Origin of the sequence: Bradyrhizobium sp. CCGB20 (genome assembly GCF_024199855.1) — a bacterium.
Lineage (GTDB): Bacteria > Pseudomonadota > Alphaproteobacteria > Rhizobiales > Xanthobacteraceae > Bradyrhizobium.
The window spans coordinates 7,609,232-7,623,312 of sequence record NZ_JANADN010000001.1 but is presented as its reverse complement, the minus strand read 5'-3'; the positions used below and the strand labels follow the sequence as shown (position 1 = coordinate 7,623,312).

Annotated in this window: 15 protein-coding genes; 5 read left to right on the top strand and 10 right to left on the bottom strand. The window is 64.8% G+C overall.

Annotated elements, in window-relative coordinates; genetic code table 11:
• Window positions 1–115: 115 nt before the first annotated feature.
• The 7 genes from NLM15_RS35845 to pqqA all read right to left on the bottom strand — a co-directional run bounded on the left by NLM15_RS35845 (window position 116) and on the right by pqqA (window position 5,362).
• The gene (locus NLM15_RS35845) at window positions 116–793 is read right to left on the bottom strand and encodes a DUF4286 family protein (RefSeq protein WP_254122627.1); all 678 of its coding nucleotides are present in this window, start codon (window positions 791–793) and stop codon (window positions 116–118) included.
• 157 nt (window positions 794–950) lie between these two features.
• Window positions 951–1,937, bottom strand: a complete 987-nt coding sequence (gene pip / locus NLM15_RS35840; RefSeq protein WP_254122626.1) for a prolyl aminopeptidase — start codon at window positions 1,935–1,937, stop codon at window positions 951–953.
• Window positions 1,927–3,126: a pyrroloquinoline quinone biosynthesis protein PqqE gene (gene pqqE, locus NLM15_RS35835; protein WP_254122625.1), complete on the bottom strand. Its 1,200-nt coding sequence runs from the start codon at window positions 3,124–3,126 to the stop codon at window positions 1,927–1,929. The genes pip and pqqE overlap by 11 nt, the downstream gene beginning before the upstream one ends.
• Entirely contained in the window at window positions 3,123–3,434 is a 312-nt protein-coding gene (pqqD, locus tag NLM15_RS35830) for a pyrroloquinoline quinone biosynthesis peptide chaperone PqqD (protein ID WP_143841421.1), read from the bottom strand. Before pqqD ends, pqqE begins: the two co-directional genes overlap by 4 nt.
• Window positions 3,435–3,445: 11 nt before the next feature.
• Window positions 3,446–4,225, bottom strand: coding sequence for a pyrroloquinoline-quinone synthase PqqC (gene pqqC, locus NLM15_RS35825; RefSeq protein WP_254122624.1), 780 nt, complete (start codon window positions 4,223–4,225; stop codon window positions 3,446–3,448).
• Complete coding sequence (gene pqqB / locus NLM15_RS35820; protein ID WP_254122623.1) at window positions 4,222–5,151, bottom strand: pyrroloquinoline quinone biosynthesis protein PqqB; 930 nt, start codon at window positions 5,149–5,151, stop codon at window positions 4,222–4,224. The genes pqqC and pqqB overlap by 4 nt, the downstream gene beginning before the upstream one ends.
• Before the next feature lie 130 nt (window positions 5,152–5,281).
• A complete protein-coding gene (gene pqqA / locus NLM15_RS35815; RefSeq protein ID WP_007595659.1) occupies window positions 5,282–5,362 on the bottom strand; it encodes a pyrroloquinoline quinone precursor peptide PqqA in 81 nt (26 codons plus the stop codon).
• A gap of 243 nt (window positions 5,363–5,605) precedes the next feature.
• Between pqqA and NLM15_RS35810 the strand changes: the two genes are divergently transcribed.
• From NLM15_RS35810 to tarD, 5 genes are all read left to right on the top strand, one after another.
• Window positions 5,606–5,863, top strand: coding sequence for a DUF6894 family protein (locus tag NLM15_RS35810; RefSeq protein WP_254122622.1), 258 nt, complete (start codon window positions 5,606–5,608; stop codon window positions 5,861–5,863).
• 80 nt (window positions 5,864–5,943) lie between these two features.
• Window positions 5,944–7,344, top strand: coding sequence for an amidase family protein (locus tag NLM15_RS35805; protein ID WP_254122621.1), 1,401 nt, complete (start codon window positions 5,944–5,946; stop codon window positions 7,342–7,344).
• A 2-nt stretch (window positions 7,345–7,346) separates the two neighbouring features.
• A complete protein-coding gene (locus tag NLM15_RS35800) occupies window positions 7,347–7,823 on the top strand; it encodes a glutathione peroxidase (protein ID WP_254122620.1) in 477 nt (158 codons plus the stop codon).
• Window positions 7,820–8,077, top strand: coding sequence for a DUF3297 family protein (locus tag NLM15_RS35795; RefSeq protein WP_100231941.1), 258 nt, complete (start codon window positions 7,820–7,822; stop codon window positions 8,075–8,077). Before NLM15_RS35800 ends, NLM15_RS35795 begins: the two co-directional genes overlap by 4 nt.
• A 115-nt stretch (window positions 8,078–8,192) precedes the next feature.
• Entirely contained in the window at window positions 8,193–9,362 is a 1,170-nt protein-coding gene (gene tarD, locus NLM15_RS35790) for a D(-)-tartrate dehydratase (RefSeq protein ID WP_254122619.1), read from the top strand.
• A 134-nt stretch (window positions 9,363–9,496) separates the two neighbouring features.
• On the opposite strand, the gene NLM15_RS43830 is transcribed toward tarD, so the two are convergent.
• From NLM15_RS43830 to NLM15_RS35775, 3 genes are all read right to left on the bottom strand, one after another.
• Window positions 9,497–10,687, bottom strand: coding sequence for a DUF418 domain-containing protein (locus tag NLM15_RS43830; RefSeq protein ID WP_254122618.1), 1,191 nt, complete (start codon window positions 10,685–10,687; stop codon window positions 9,497–9,499).
• Window positions 10,688–10,695: 8 nt separating this feature from the next.
• The gene (locus NLM15_RS35780; RefSeq protein WP_254122617.1) at window positions 10,696–12,144 is read right to left on the bottom strand and encodes an MmgE/PrpD family protein; all 1,449 of its coding nucleotides are present in this window, start codon (window positions 12,142–12,144) and stop codon (window positions 10,696–10,698) included.
• Between the two features lie 278 nt (window positions 12,145–12,422).
• Window positions 12,423–13,775, bottom strand: a complete 1,353-nt coding sequence (locus tag NLM15_RS35775) for a malonyl-CoA decarboxylase (RefSeq protein WP_254122616.1) — start codon at window positions 13,773–13,775, stop codon at window positions 12,423–12,425.
• Between the last annotated feature and the right edge of the window lie 306 nt (window positions 13,776–14,081).

The window sequence follows — 14,081 nt, the reverse complement described above, 5'->3', positions numbered from 1 at the left end:
AAGTACAACGACAAATTTTCGCGCTTCCCCGCTTTCATGGGAGCTGCGCGCGTACAGCATTAGGGCCGCGCGCAAGCTGCGTGCGATGCAATATGTTGCGCTGCGGATAGCTGCTTTAGCTGGGCGCGATGTCGCTCTTCGCGAGGTCCCACATCAGCGAATAAGTGCCGACGGAGACAGGAAGCGGGAAGGGCGATGCAGCGGGACCGGTGAAGCGTTCGGCGATGACAGCGGAGACCGCGCCGACACGGGTGCCGTCGATCAGCACGAACCAGTCGTGTGCGCCTTCGTTGCGCACCGCCGGAATATCCGCCGTTGCGCCCGACAATTCCGCCTCGCTTTCGAGCAGATGCATCGAGATGATGCCTTCGCGGTCCTGCGGTGCCAGCTTTTCTTGCAGTGCATCACGCCATGCGCTCGCGTTGTCCGGCGTCGGCCGCAGCCGCACGAGGCCGAGCGCCGCGCCGCGGCCGGTGCCCTTGCTGATGGTGATGCGCGCGACCACGCGCAGCATGTCCTTGAAATGCGCCATGCTCCGCCGCGACCATTCGGTCTGGTTGGCGAGCCGCGTCCGGTAGGCTGGACTGTCGAGCACATCGAGCGTTTCGGTCGAGTACAGCGAGAGATATTTGGGAGTGGCGGCATGCGCGACATAGCGCCGCGCCTCCAGGAATCCCTCGATCGCGACGCGCTCTTCCAGATGTTCGCGATCGTACCAGCGGTTGAAATCGGCTTCATCTGGAGCGTCGATATTCATCGACGTCAGCAGCATGCCTTGCCCGGCGAGCGGCATTTTCTTGTTGTCCTTCCCATGCTGACCCGCATGGTGAGCATCCGGACGATGCTACGTATCGCCGGGTGAACCATGAAGGCCCCGCTGCAGCATCTCGGCCCTTCATCCTTCGAGACGCACTCCTTTTGGAGTGCTCCTCAGGATGAGGAGGCAGATGCTAGCGCGCGACTTTCGACGCGAGGTCCGCGATCGACTTCATGACCGCGTCCCGCACGCCGGTATCATAGAGCGAATGTCCGGCTTCTTCCACGATCCGAATCTCGGAACCGGGCCAAACTTTCGCAAGCCGCCCGGATGTCTCAGGAGGGCACAACAGATCGTAGCGGCCCTGCACGATGATGCCGGGAATGCCTTCGAGCCGGCCCGCGTTTCGCAACAACTGGTCTTCGCTCATGAAGGAATTGTTGACGAAATAATGCGCTTCCATGAACGGCGTCGCAGGCAGCGTGCGCCAGACGTTCAGTGACGCAAGATCCAGCCGCGTCTTTGCGGCCTTGTGCTCCGACAAGGCGCGCTCGGTGTCGTGCCAGGCGCGCGCAGCGGGCCCGTGCACGGCCGGATCGGCGTCGAGGATGCGGCGCCAATAGGCGTCGATTGGATGCGCGCGCTCCTCCAGGGGCAGCACGCTCAGAAAATCCTCGTAGAGCGCGGGATAGAACTGTGACAGGCGCGACGTGAAGGCTGTCTCCACTTCGGCCCGCGTTCCCAGGAAGGTCGCGCGCAGCGCGATGCCGGAGACGCGCTCGGGATGCGCTTGCGCATACGCCAGCGCCAGCGTCGCGCCCCAGGAGCCGCCCACCACCATCCAGCGCTCGAAGCCAAAATTCTCGCGGATCTTCTCCATGTCCGCGATCAGATGCGCCGTCGTGTTGTGCTCGCGCGATCCCTTCGGACGGCTGCGGCCGCAGCCGCGTTGGTCGAACAGCACGGCGCAGAAGCGCTCGGGATCGAACAGCTTGCGATGGTCGGGTTGGCAACCGCTGCCGGGTCCGCCATGCAGATAGATCGCGGGGATGCCGTCGGCGCGGCCGACGCTCTCGACATAGAGCTCATGGCCGTCGCCGACATCGAGCATGTCGGAGGTCAGCGGGGCGAAAGGATCGGCACGTTTTACGGATGTGCCTGCGTCGGCGTCAGGCACCATTCTCGGATTCCAGAGTGCCGCCGGCGAAGTTGCGATAGAGGAAGCGGTTCGTCTCGCCCTCGGCCTCGCGTTCGGCCTGCTTGAAGATGGTTTCGTGCAGCGGCGACAGCGCGCAGGCCGGATCGGTGTTGGCGGCGTCACCCGTCAGCGCAAAGGCCTGGCAGCGGCAGCCGCCGAAATCGATCTCGCGGAATTCGCAGGTCTTGCACGGCTCCTTCATCCAGCCGGTGCCGCGATAGCGGTTGAAGGCGTCCGAGTTCTGCCAGATCCAGGCGATCGAATGGTTGGAGCGCACGGATTCGAAGTCGAGCCCGGTGATGCTCTCGGCGGCGTGGCACGGCAGCACCTTGCCGGCGGGCGAGATGTTGAAGAACTGCCGGCCCCAGCCGCCCATGCACTTCTTCGGCCGCAGCGCGTAGTAATCGGGAACCACGTAGTCGATGGCGAGCGTGCCCTTGAGGCGCTCGCGCGCCTCCTCGACAATGCGCGTGCACTCATCTAACTGCGCGACCGTCGGCATCAGCGCGGCGCGGTTCTTCAGCGCCCAGCCGTAATATTGCACATTGGCGACCTCGAGCCGGTCGGCGTCGAGATCGATCGACATCTGGATGATGTCGGGGAGCTGGTGCAGATTCTGGCGATGCATCACCGCGTTCACGGTCAGCGGCAGGTCGAGCTCGCGCGTCCACTTTGCGACCTCGAGCTTCTTGCGGTGACCGTTCTTGTAGCCGGCGACGCGATCGGCGAGGCCCTCTTCGACGCCCTGGAAACTGATCTGCACGTGGCAGAGCCCGGCATCGGCAAGCTCGCTCAGCCGCTCGCGCGTCAGCAGCACGGCAGAGGTGATCAGATTGGTGTAGAGGCCGACGTCGCTGGCATGCTTGACCAGCTCGACGAGGTCCTTGCGCGCCGTCGGCTCGCCGCCGGAGAAATGGACCTGGAGCACGCCGATCTCGGCGAGCTCGCTCAACACCTTCTTCCACTCCTCGGTGGTCAGCTCCTTGCCCGAGCGGTCGAGCTCGACCGGGTTGGAGCAATAGGGGCATTGCAGCGGGCAGCGATGGGTGATCTCGAGCAGCACCGCGAGCGGAATACCAAACGTTTCCGCCGTCGAGCGCTGCTTCTCCAGCACCGCGAGGCTGTCGCTGGCGTCGGGCGGGATGACCGGGTTGCCGAGCACATCGCTCATGACGTCTTCTCCCGGGCCTCCGTGAGGAAGCCCTTGTCGGCGAGATCCTGCAGCATGACTATGACGTCGGCGAGGATCGCCTCGCGCGGCGCGGCGTATTTCGCGGCCAGCTGATCGGACACGTCGCCGACGCTGCGCTCACCATTGCAGAGCTGCAGGACCTCGACCGCGATCTCGTCCGGCGCCAGCACCCGTTCCGGCGCCAGGATCACCCAGACCTTTCGCGTCTCGTCGTATTTCAGCTTGGCATGCCGCGGCAGCACGGGGCGGCTTGCCTCGCTGACGCTGATATGACGCGGCCCGGCCATCGCTACGATCCTCAGCTCGATTTGGGCACGAATGCGCCCGGCGGAATGTTGCCCTCGACATAAGCGTGTTGCAGCGCATCGAGCTGCACCCACAGCACGTTGGTCTTGAAGATCAGCGCGTTGCACACCTGGGCGCGTTGCTCCGGCGTCGTTGCATGCGCCTTGACATAGTCGAGCGCGAATCCGGCATCGCGCGGCGCCTGCGCAAGGCGGCGCTTGAAGTAGCTCATGATATCAGGATTGACGAAGTCGTAATGCTCCAGCATGCCGGAGATGCGCTCTTCGTGCAGGTTCGGCGCGAACAGCTCGGTGAGCGAGGAAGCGATCGCCTCCAGCGGGCTCTTCTCGCGGCAGTAGTGGACGTAAGCCTCCACCGCGAAGCGCGTCGCCGGCAGGATGCCTTCGGTCGATTCCACATAGGCCGTGTCGAGGCCGAGACCCTCGGTCAGCTTCAGCCAGCGCTCGATGCCGCCCTCGCTGCCGACGTCGCCGTCATGGTCCTCGATGCGGTGGCGCCATTCCAGCCGCGTGGCGCGGTCGCGGAAGCGCGAGATCACCACGGCGTCCTTGATCGGGATCGTGCTCTGGTAATAGTAGCGGTTCAGCGCCCAGGCCTGCACCTGACCCTTGTTGAGCTTGCCGCCGTGCAGCAGCTTATGGAACGGATGCAGGCTGTGATAGCGCGTCGCCCCGATATGGCGCAGCGTCGCCTCCAGCTCATCGGCGCTGGTGAGCCTGATGTCCTTGCCGATCGAGAGCGCAGTCATTCCAGTCAGTGACGCGGCATTCACAGCACGATCTCCGTTCCGTCGGCGGGTATCTGCCAGCCCGCCTGTTCGGCAGTCTTGCGCTCGATTGAGCCGGGCAGCAGTGCCGGATTCGAGTTATTGATATGCAGAAATATCTTCCTGTCGATATCGAGGTCGGCGAGCCGCGCGATCGCGCCGTCGTCGCCGGACATCGCGACATGGCCCATGCTCTTGCCGGTCTTGTGGCCGAGCCCGGCCCTGATCATCTCGTCGTCCTGCCAGACCGTGCCGTCGAAGAACACCAGCGCGGCGCCGTCGATCTCGGCCTTCAGCGCGTCGGTGACCTCGGCGCAGGCGGCGATGAAGTAGAAGCACTTGCCGGTGGACTTGTCGGTGATCTTCAGACCGAGCGTATCGCCGTCGCCGGCCTCGCCGCCCGGATGCGCCTTGCCTTCCAGATACCAGGCCGACTTGCCGGGCACCGCGAAGGGCAGCACCTCGAGTCCCGAGCGCGTGCCATCGACGAGGCGCGGCTCGAACGGCTCGCTGATCCCGATCGGCTGGCGCCGCACGTTCTTCTCGTTCAGCACGTTGAAGATGCTGTTGCTCTTCAGGATCGCCAGCACCTTCTCATGCGCATAGACCGTGAAGGGCGAGCCCTCGCGCATCGAGAGCAGTCCTGCCACCGCATCCACTTCGCTGTTGGTCAGGATCACGCCTGCGACAGGCGTATGGCGCAACGCGCCGGCCTTGGGATGCAGCTGCGGCGTGGCATTCAATTGCTGACGAAGATCGGGGGAGGCGTTGATCAGGAACCAATGCTCACCGTCGCCGCTGAAAGCGACCGAGGCCTGGTTTCTCTGAAGCTCCTGGCCGTTTTCACGGGCCGCCCGGCAGCCCTCACACCCGCAGTTCCATTGCGGGACTCCGCCGCCGGCCCCGGCGCCCAGGACGACGACGCGAAGCATTAGACGTCTCCTGGAGGGAACGTCGCGAGGTGGATCTCAGGCCGACACAGCTGCCGACAAGTTTCGTATCTTCCGGAAACCGATCGTGACCGAAAGATCCACCTGCGCAGAACGCAAACTCACCAACCGCTTACTTGCGGGTGGCGCTCACATACATGTTGATTTCCATGCCACAGGGCACTTCGACGATCTTGGGGGCTTTCCAGGCCATTTCGGCTCTCCATATTGCGACTTCGGACATATCGCCCACGGTTAAATTACTGCGGGCGGAAAAGTTCGCTAGTGAAATCTTCCCGAGAAAGCCATGTTGCGCCGCGAAAATGAGGTGGAACATCGGTTACTGTGATGCTGCCTTGCGCTCGGCGCATTCGGTCGCGAACCCTGTCCTGATAAAGCAGTTGTGAGTGCAGTGCAGCCGTCAATCCGGTACAGGCGACCCAAGTGGACCTTCGTGATGCCCAGATACTTCTTCAACACCCGCATCGGCGACGAACTGATCGTGGATCCTGACGGAGAGGACCTGCGCAACCCCGATCGCGCCTGGGAGGTCGCCCGCCAGATGATCCTCGAAGTGGTGAAATCGGAGGGCGCCCAGCCGGCGCTGCTCGAGGCCGTCATCGAGGTGACCGACGTCGAGGGCGAGATCGTGCTGGAGTTTCCCTTCAGCGAGGCGCTGCTGGACATGCCGGACCAGTCGGCGACGCGGCACTAACCCGCTCTTCCTCCCTGCGAAATCCGCATGGCTTTGCCGCGTTCCCGGCGCTAAAAGACGCCGGTCATACGGAGCAAGCCATGCAAGATCTCTGGCGCCTGTCGGCCGCCGACCTCGCCACCCTCGTCAAATCCAGGAAGGTTTCCGCCCGGGAGGCCGCCAAGGCCGGTCTCGCCCGGCTGGATGCGGTCAATCCCGCGCTCAACGCGGTGATCGACCACCGGCCGGAGGACGTGCTCAAGCAGGCCGACGCCGTCGATGCCGCCATTGGCCGGGGGGAGGACCCCGGCGTGCTCGCCGGCGTCCCCGTCACCATCAAGGCCAATGTCGACCAGGAGGGCTTTGCTACCACCAACGGCCTGAAGCTCCAGCGCGACCTGATCGCGCGCGAGGACAATCCGGTGGTCGCCAATTTCCGCAAGGCCGGCGCCATTCTCCTTGGGCGCACCAATTGCCCGGCCTTCTCCTATCGCTGGTTCACCACCAACCTGGTCCATGGCGATACCAAGAACCCCCGCGACGCCTCGCTGACCCCCGGCGGCTCGTCCGGCGGCGCCGGCTCGGCGGTCGCGGCCGGCATCGGCCATATCGCCCACGGCACCGACATCGCGGGCTCGATCCGCTATCCCGCCTATGCCTGCGGCGTGCACGGCCTGCGCCCGACTTTGGGCCGCATCCCCGCCTTCAACCCGGCGCTGCCCGAGCGCCCGATCGGGCCGCAGATCATGGCGGTGTCGGGTCCTCTCGCGCGCACCGTCAACGATCTCAGGATCTCGCTCGAAGCGATGGCGGCCCGCGACATCCGCGACCCCTGGTTCGTGCCGGCGCCGCTGGAAGGCCCGGCGCGGCCGAAGCGCGCCGCGCTCTGCCTCAACCCGGACGGCCTTGCGACCACGCCGGAAGTGAAGGCCGCGGTGATCGACGCCGGCAAGCGGCTCGAGCGCGCCGGCTGGACTGTCGAGACGATCGAGAACACGCCCCCGATGCGCGAGGCGGTCGAGTGGCAACGAAAACTCTGGCTCGGCGATGCCTATGAGGCGCAGCTGGAAATGGCCGAGCGAGAGGGCGATCCCGGCGCGCTGGCGTGCCTGCGCGGCAACCGCGCCAAGGTCACGCCGATGGACCAGGCGAATTACGCGCAGGCGCTGACCCGCCGCGCCACGCTGACGCGCGACTGGATGGTGTTCTTTGAAAAATATGCCGTGGTGCTGACGCCGGTCTCCGGCGAGCTGCCGTTCCCGGATCATCTCGATCGCAAGGACGCGGCATCCTTCGAACGCGTCTGGGAGGCGCAGATGCCGCAGATCGCGACGCCCTTCATGGGGCTTCCGGGCCTCGTGGTCTCCACCGGCCTTGTCGGCAAGGCCCCCGTTGGCGTGCACATCGTGTCCGGCCGCTACCGCGAGGACCTGTGTCTGCTCGCGGGCGAAGCGATCGAGGCTGGCGGCGTGCCGCCGTCGCCGATCGATCCCGTGGGTTAGCGATGTCTGCGATCTACGACTTCAAGGCCAACTCGCTTCTCGGCGACGAAGTGCCGATGCGCCGTTTCGAAGGGCAGGTGCTGTTGATCGTCAACACCGCGAGCAAATGCGGCTTCACGCCGCAATATCGCGGCCTCGAGGATCTCTATCGCGATCTCTCCCCGCGCGGCTTCTCGGTGCTGGGCTTTCCCTGCAACCAGTTCGGCGCGCAGGAGCCGGGGCAGGCGAGCGAGATCCAGGCGTTCTGCTCGACCAATTACGACGTCACCTTTCCCCTGTTCGAGAAGATCGACGTCAACGGAAGCAACGCACATCCTCTGTACGAGTACCTGAAACGCCAGCAATCCGGCCTGCTGGGCGCCTCCATCAAGTGGAATTTCACAAAGTTCCTGGTGGACCGTGCCGGCAAGGTGATCGCGCGCTATGCGCCGACCGCCCGGCCCGAAGGATTGCGGCAACAAATCGAGACCCTGTTATGAGCGAGACAATCATGAGCGACGAATTTCCCGACCGCCTGTCGGTCGATCCGAACAGCCCCTATTACAACGCGGACATCCTGGCGCGCGACGTCGGCATCCGCTTCAAGGGCGTCGAGAAGACCAATGTCGAGGAGTACTGCATCAGCGAAGGCTGGGTCCGCGTCACCGCCGGCAACGCCAAGGACCGCTACGGCAACCCGCTGACCATCAAGGTGCATGGCCCGGTCGAGCCGTATTTCCGGGATAAGAAGTGACGGCGAAGCCGTCATTCCGGGGCGCGCGATAGCGAGAACCCGGAATCTCGAGATTCCGGGTTCGATGCTGCGCATCGCCCCGGAATGACGCATTAAAAAAGTAAGGCCACCCCCCATGTCCGTCCGCATCGTCGACGTCCGCGAGATCACCAAGCCGATCTCATCGCCGATCCGCAACGCCTATATCGACTTCACCAAGATGACGACGAGCCTGGTCGCCGTCGTCACTGACGTCGTGCGCGGCGGCAAGCGCGTCGTCGGCTACGGCTTCAATTCCAACGGCCGCTACGGGCAGGGCGGCCTGATCCGCGAGCGTTTTGCCTCGCGCATCCTCGAAGCCGATCCGAAGTCGCTGCTCGACGCGGCCGGTGACAATCTCGACCCCGACAAGGTCTGGGCCGCGATGATGACCAATGAGAAGCCGGGCGGCCATGGCGAGCGCTCGGTCGCGGTCGGCACCATCGACATGGCGGTATGGGATGCGGTGGCGAAGATCGCGGGCAAGCCGCTGTTTCGCCTGCTCGCCGAGCGGCATGGTCTCACAGCCAATCCGCGCGTCTTCGTCTACGCCGCCGGCGGCTATTACTATCCCGGCAAGGATCTTTCGATGCTGCGCGGCGAGATGCGCGGCTATCTCGACCGCGGCTACAACGTCGTGAAGATGAAGATCGGCGGTGCGCCAATCGAGGAGGATCGCACGCGCATCGAGGCGGTGCTCAAGGAGATCGGCAAGGACGCGCAGCTCGCCGTCGATGCCAACGGCCGCTTCAACCTGGAGACCGGCATCGCCTACGCCAAGATGCTGCGCGACTATCCGCTGTTCTGGTACGAGGAGGTCGGCGATCCCCTCGACTACGCGCTGCAGGCCGCGCTTGCCGAATTCTATCCCGGCCCGATGGCGACAGGCGAGAATCTCTTCAGCCACCAGGACGCGCGCAATCTGATCCGCTACGGCGGCATGCGCCCCGATCGCGACTGGCTGCAATTCGACTGCGCGCTGTCCTATGGCCTGTGCGAATACCAGCGCACGCTGGAGGTGCTGAAGACCTACGGCTGGTCGCCCAGCCGCTGCATCCCCCACGGCGGCCACCAGATGTCGCTCAACATCGCAGCGGGCTTGGGTCTCGGCGGCAATGAGAGCTACCCCGACCTGTTCCAGCCTTACGGCGGCTTCCCCGACGGCGTCCGCGTGGAGAACGGCCACATCACCATGCCCGAGCTGTCAGGCATCGGCTTCGAGGGCAAATCGGACCTCTACAAGGAGATGAAGGCGCTGGCGGAGTAGGGGCGGCGCTGGGAGTGCGACGGCCGCGCCACTTGCTCCGTTGTCGTCCCCGCGAACGCGGGGACCCATAACCCTAGGGAGGAGTTATGGCGCGAGCTGGCAACTCCGAGTCTTCGCCAAACCCACCCCTGTGGTTATGGGTCCCGGATCTGCGCTTCGCTTGTCCGGGACGACAGTTGAGTGCGCATCGCGGCCCCCCGTGACAGCACCATCGGCTGCCGCACGCCATACATCAGCGTGCGCCACAGCCATTCGAGCGGACCGTATCGGAAGTGGCGCAGCCACCATGCGCTGAACAGCACCTGTCCGGCGTAGACGGCGATGCCGATGGCGAGGGCCGGGGTGATGCCAAGCCGCCCAAACAGGCCAAGGCCGTAGCCGTAAAAGATCCAGCCGAAGACGAGGGATTGCGCGACGTAGTTGGTGAAGGCCATCCGGCCGAGCGGCGCGGCCCAGCCAAGCAGCCTCTTGCCGCGCTCGAAACGGGCGATCCCGAGGATGGCGGCACCATAGCCCATCGCCAGCAGGATGGTGCCGAGCGGCTCGATGCCGCCATGAAGCAAGGCGGCGCCGAGAGTGAGCGCGGGGAGCGCGATGACGAGCAGTCCGCTGGTATTTTGCACAATGCCGCTACGCCAGGCCAGCGCGCCGACAAGAAACAGCCCGATCGTGCGCAGGAAGACGAATGCGTGCAGGGAAGCGATGAGGGGAATTTCGCGTAGGCGAAACGCCAGCACGTCGAGGAGGCCGCCAGTCGCATAGATGCGATTGGCATCTATGACGTCCTGCCAGATCGCGGCCCTGCTCGGAAACAATCCAGCCGGCGGAAAGGCCTGCATCGCCAGATACAGCGCCAGAAACACCAGCGCGGCGAGAGCGAGCAGCCAGCGCGGGCCAAACAGGAGCGGCAGCACGATGAACCCCGCCAGCGCATATTCGGTGAGGATATCGCCGTTCCAGATCAGGCACAGGTGAATGACACCGAACACCAGCAGCACGGCGAGCCGGCGCACGAGCAGCGCGGCGCGGCGCTCGCTGGTCGCGAGCCGGTCGAATTGAATGGCAAGACCTGCGCCGAACAGCAGCGAAAACAGCGCAAACGCTTTGAGTTCGACGGCCTGTGTCAGGATCGTTTCGATGATGCGATCGACCGGCGATGCGAGCGTCTTGGGACCAAGAAACTGTTCGAAGATCGAAACGCGAAATTCCATGACGAGATTGATGGCCATGACGCCGAGCAGGGCGATGCCGCGCAGAATGTCGATGGCATCGATCCGCTCCGCGGAGGGCGTCGGCTTGGGGACTGCGGCGTTATTGGACGTCACGGTAGAATTCACGCCCGCTGCAGCAACGGCCGCAGCGCACGAATATCCGTCACCGCCTCGATCTCATAGACCGACTTAATCAACTGCTCCGACTTCTCCCGCCCGACCACCGGCGCGATCAGGTCGCGCGCCTTGTCGATGACCTCTTCGCGCGTCATCGGGTTGCGCGGGGTGCCGCGCACGGCGGTGATGCGCTCGGAGAGGCGGCTGCCGTCGGTAAGCTCGATCTCGACGATGGCGACGCGCACCGGCAGCAGTTTGGCGAGCTCCTCGTCGCGCACCAAATTCACCTTGGCGCGCTCCGTCAAAACCGCCGCGTCCCGCATGCGTGGCTTGTCATGCGCGGCGTGAAAAGACGCGGTCTTGTCGAGCAGCATCACGGCGACCATGTGCTGGAGGCAGATGTCGGGGATGTCGCGGTTGTCCACGACCTCGGCGACCGATGGCGCAAGACGCACCGTCACCTGCTTGACTTGCTCCGCCTCGAAGGCCCGCTTGCTGCGGATCGTATAGATCGCGTCGAGCGGTCCCTGGATCGGCGATCCCACCGTCCATTTCTTGATGTCGGTGCCCGCGATTTCGTAGCGCTCGCCGAGCTTGTCCACGAGTTTTGCGGTCGCCGCCTTGGGCGAATACGCCAGGAAGTAATTGTCCGGCCCCGAGAAGACGTCGTCGACGCCGTTCCAGTCCGAGCGCACCAGCAGCGCCGAGGTGACGCCGTTGCGGGCCGGCATGCCGGCGAACACAAATCCCTTCTCGATGTGGTCGACGTCGCGCCGCCACACGATGAAGCCGGAGGATTGCTGCGCGGCATAGTCGAGCACCCAGCGCATCCGGCGCGGATCGAAGCCGGCGACGCAGGCGGCTGCCGCGGAAGAGCAGAACGTGCCGGCGATGCTGTGCGTGCTCAGCACGCTCTCATAGCTGAAATCGGCGCCGCCCATCGCCATCACCACGCGCGTGCCGACATCGTAGCCGAGCGTCACCGCGCGCAGGAGATGGGCGCCGTCGATGCCGAGGTGCTCGCCAAGCGCAAGTGCGGCAGGAACGGTCGAGGATCCCGGATGCGACCGTGACGGGCTGTGGGAATCATCGGTTTCGTCGGCATGTGCCATCACGCCGTTCGCAAGTGCGGCCTCGACCGGCGATGCCGTGAGCGTCGTACCGGCGACGGTGCCCGTTCCCTGCGTGGCATTGGCGCGGATGTAGCGCTGCGCGGCCTGGCCGGGCGGCAGCTCAGACCCCGATATCATCGAGGCCAGCGTGTCGAGGATGTGGTGCTTTGCGTGTTCGGCGATCTCGGGCGGAAGTGCGCGGGCCTTGGCGGCACTCATGTAATCGCACAGCGCCGTCATCTCGGGCCCTGAAGGAGGGCCCTCCGCGAAACTGCGTGCAGGCGTGAGGGCGAGGCTGGTTGCCGCCGCGGCGGTCAGGCCGAGAAAGTGGCGTCGTTTCATGGTGTCCCGTCTTTGGTGCAGGAACTGATGAAACCGATAGCGCCTGGGATGGGCGGGTGTCCAGTGGCCGTCTTTCAGCAGCTTGTTTGTGGTGCGACGCGATGGCCGCGCCAACAACGGTGTCGTCCCCGCGAAGGCGGGGACCCATAACCCCAGGAAGGAGTCGTGATGCGACGAGGCAACTCCGAGTCCCCGTAACCACGTCTTCCTGTGGTTATGGGTCCCGGATCTGCGCTCCGCTTCGCTGCGCTTGTCCGGGACGACAGCCGAGGTTGTCGCTACGACAACCGCATGTCCAGCAGCCTTCGCCCTTCGCCCTTGAGCAGCTTCTTCACTGCGCTCGAGGCCACCACCTCGCCATCATTGGCGTAGGCTTCGTGGTTCTTCTCGATGTCGTCGAAGCGGTAGAGGTAGTTGACCATGACGCCGGCGGACTCGCGCACGCCCTTCGGCGAGAGATCCCCTAACCAGTTGATGCGCTCGAGCCGGGCGCCGTTGCCGAGATGGAAGCGGGCGACGGAATCGATCAGCTTGCCCTTCGGCGTGCGCGCCTTGAGGAAATAGTACGCCGCGAGCGGGTCGATCACGCTGCGCAGCAGCGTGGTCGTCTCGGGGTTCTCGAACCACTTGGGATCCTCGAGGCGCTTGAGGATCTCGCGGTCCTCGTCGGACAGCGGCAGGTCCTTGTCCTGCTTGACCCACTGCATGAAGCCGGGCACCGGCGACAGCGTCACGAAGGTGTCGAGCTTCGGCGTCTCGCGGCGCAGCTCCTCGACCACCTGCTTGATCAGGAAGCTGCCGAAGGAGATGCCGCCAAGCCCGCGCTGGGTGTTGGAGATCGAGTAGAACACCGCGGTGCGCGCGCGTTCGATCGGCAGATGCTGGCGGTCCACCGCGAGCAGCGGGGCGATCGCGCCGGGGATCGTCTCGGTCAGTGCCACCTCGACGAAGATCAGCGGCTCGTCCACCATGGCGGGGTGGAAGAAGGCGTAGCAGCGCCGGTCGACCGGATCGATGCGGCGGCGCAGATCGTCCCAGTCGCTGATCTCGTGCACGGCTTCGTAACGGATGATCTTTTCGAGGATGTTGGCCGGGGTCGACCAGTCAATCCGGCGCAGCACGAGAAACCCCCTGTTGAACCACGAAGAGAGAAGATGCGAGACGTCGCGATCGAGCGCGGCGAGATCGGTGTGACCGTTCATCATGCCGAGCAGATCGGCGCGCATGCTGACGAGATCGCCGGTGCCGCCCGGCGCGCGGTTGAGGCGGCGGATCAGCTCCTGCCGCCGCGGCTCGGAGGCGAAGTGCAGGGAGCTCGCGTCCTCGTCGCTGGGCTTGGCGCGCCATTTCTCGATCGCCCTGGACAGGCGTTCCCGGTCGGGACCGAAATCGCGCACCAGTGCTTCGAAGAAAGCGCGGCGTCCCGTCGCATCCAACTCCTGGTAGATGTCGAGCACCTCACGCGCCATGGCGGTGCCCGAAGCTTCGCCCCGGCCCGACAACAAGGCGCCGCAGAGCTCGATCAGCCCGTCGGCATCCTGCTTGGTGTCGGCCGAATTCCCGCGTCGAAGCAGCGTGCGGCCGCGTTCGGAGATGGTGGCGAGCAGGTCGGAGAAATAGGCGTTGGCCATCGGAGCTTTTCGATTCCGGTTTGTGCGCTGCGGAAGCTTACACGGGATTTAGGTGAAAGCCGATCACAATCAAGCAGGGGAATGCGGCATCTTTAGTTGGGCCGTGCATTGCAAGAATGCCGTCATGCCGTTGAATGCGGACAATGTCACCGAGGGCACCGCTGCCGTAGGGTGGGCAAAGGCGCACTTGCGCCGTGCCCACCATCTCTCTCGACGACAGCGAAAGAGGTGGGCACGCTTCCGCCTTCGCTCTTCGAGCTACGGCGGACAAGTCGCTTTGCCCACCCTACGATTTCTTGCGGCTTG

What these genes read in the sequence shown, in the direction of transcription:
- NLM15_RS35845 (WP_254122627.1), bottom strand. Translation starts at nt 793, where the DNA reads ATGCCGCTCGCCGGGCAAGGCATGCTGCTGACGTCGATGAATATCGAC.
- pip (WP_254122626.1), bottom strand. Translation starts at nt 1,937, where the DNA reads ATGGTGCCTGACGCCGACGCAGGCACATCCGTAAAACGTGCCGATCCT.
- pqqE (WP_254122625.1), bottom strand. Translation starts at nt 3,126, where the DNA reads ATGAGCGATGTGCTCGGCAACCCGGTCATCCCGCCCGACGCCAGCGAC.
- pqqD (WP_143841421.1), bottom strand. Translation starts at nt 3,434, where the DNA reads ATGGCCGGGCCGCGTCATATCAGCGTCAGCGAGGCAAGCCGCCCCGTG.
- pqqB (WP_254122623.1), bottom strand. Translation starts at nt 5,151, where the DNA reads ATGCTTCGCGTCGTCGTCCTGGGCGCCGGGGCCGGCGGCGGAGTCCCG.
- pqqA (WP_007595659.1), bottom strand. Translation starts at nt 5,362, where the DNA reads ATGGCCTGGAAAGCCCCCAAGATCGTCGAAGTGCCCTGTGGCATGGAA.
- NLM15_RS35810 (WP_254122622.1), top strand. Translation starts at nt 5,606, where the DNA reads ATGCCCAGATACTTCTTCAACACCCGCATCGGCGACGAACTGATCGTG.
- NLM15_RS35805 (WP_254122621.1), top strand. Translation starts at nt 5,944, where the DNA reads ATGCAAGATCTCTGGCGCCTGTCGGCCGCCGACCTCGCCACCCTCGTC.
- NLM15_RS35800 (WP_254122620.1), top strand. Translation starts at nt 7,347, where the DNA reads ATGTCTGCGATCTACGACTTCAAGGCCAACTCGCTTCTCGGCGACGAA.
- NLM15_RS35795 (WP_100231941.1), top strand. Translation starts at nt 7,820, where the DNA reads ATGAGCGAGACAATCATGAGCGACGAATTTCCCGACCGCCTGTCGGTC.
- tarD (WP_254122619.1), top strand. Translation starts at nt 8,193, where the DNA reads ATGTCCGTCCGCATCGTCGACGTCCGCGAGATCACCAAGCCGATCTCA.
- NLM15_RS35780 (WP_254122617.1), bottom strand. Translation starts at nt 12,144, where the DNA reads ATGAAACGACGCCACTTTCTCGGCCTGACCGCCGCGGCGGCAACCAGC.
- NLM15_RS35775 (WP_254122616.1), bottom strand. Translation starts at nt 13,775, where the DNA reads ATGGCCAACGCCTATTTCTCCGACCTGCTCGCCACCATCTCCGAACGC.